The sequence below is a fragment of the Protofrankia sp. Cas8 genome, assembly GCF_963555845.1.
Taxonomy (GTDB): domain Bacteria; phylum Actinomycetota; class Actinomycetes; order Frankiales; family Frankiaceae; genus Protofrankia.
This window is the reverse complement of the sequence record NZ_CAUVXI010000167.1, coordinates 965-1694: the sequence shown is the minus strand read 5'-3', so window position 1 is coordinate 1694 and position 730 is coordinate 965. Positions and strand designations below refer to the sequence as shown.

At 66.8% G+C, this 730-nt stretch carries 1 protein-coding gene; it reads right to left on the bottom strand.

What is annotated here, in order from left to right:
- Positions 1-140: 140 nt before the first annotated feature.
- The gene (locus U9977_RS20105) at positions 141-527 is read right to left on the bottom strand and encodes a hypothetical protein (RefSeq protein WP_322750836.1); all 387 of its coding nucleotides are present in this window, start codon (positions 525-527) and stop codon (positions 141-143) included.
- Positions 528-730 lie beyond the last annotated feature (203 nt).

Below are 730 nucleotides of genomic sequence, written 5' to 3'. Positions count from 1 at the left end.
TGTCATCCCAGTCATGGAACTCGGTCATGAGCCCTCCCGCCGTTTCCTCTCAAAGGCCAGCCACCTGTCGTATGCGACCTCTGCTAAGTGGTCTCGCCCGTAAGTCCTTCGGGGGTTGACACCTGGGCAGGCGGGGGCGGTCAGCTGTCGGGGGTCGACAGGTACAGCTCGTAGGCGCAGTCGAGGGCCTCTTCGGGGGTGCCGGTGAAGGTGCCGGTGGGCAGGAGGGTGTCCTGGTATCCGTTTTTGCTCGCGAGGTGGAGGGCGAATCCCCGGTGGGTGGCGGATCCGGTGGAGCGCAGCCGTATCAGCGGGATGGGCTCGTCGTCGGTGACCTGGCCCTCGATGGCGGTGCACGCGCCGCGGTGGCGGATGTGCAGGTCGGCGAGCGTGGGCCGGCGGGTGGCCGCGCGAGTGTGTAGCCGCTGTGGCAGCGATGCCTTGGTGGGTAGCCGTCCCGGCACGAGTGGATGGTTGACATACATTTTTCGCCCGAAAACTGGCGTCTCCTTACGTCTTTCTTCCACTCGTCGCACCGAATGGAATGCGGATCAAGGAGTGGGGCTGGGGTGCGTGCATCGCGAGGCGGCGGAGGGAGGCACCGGAGGTGTTGGGTGTCGACCGACGAGTCGGGGTACCCGTGCCTTGCGAAGCGATGGACGGGGAGCGATGCGGCGAGGTGTGTGCCCCAGCCCTCTCTGCCTCGGCCGTCCGCTCTCGGCTCTCGGTC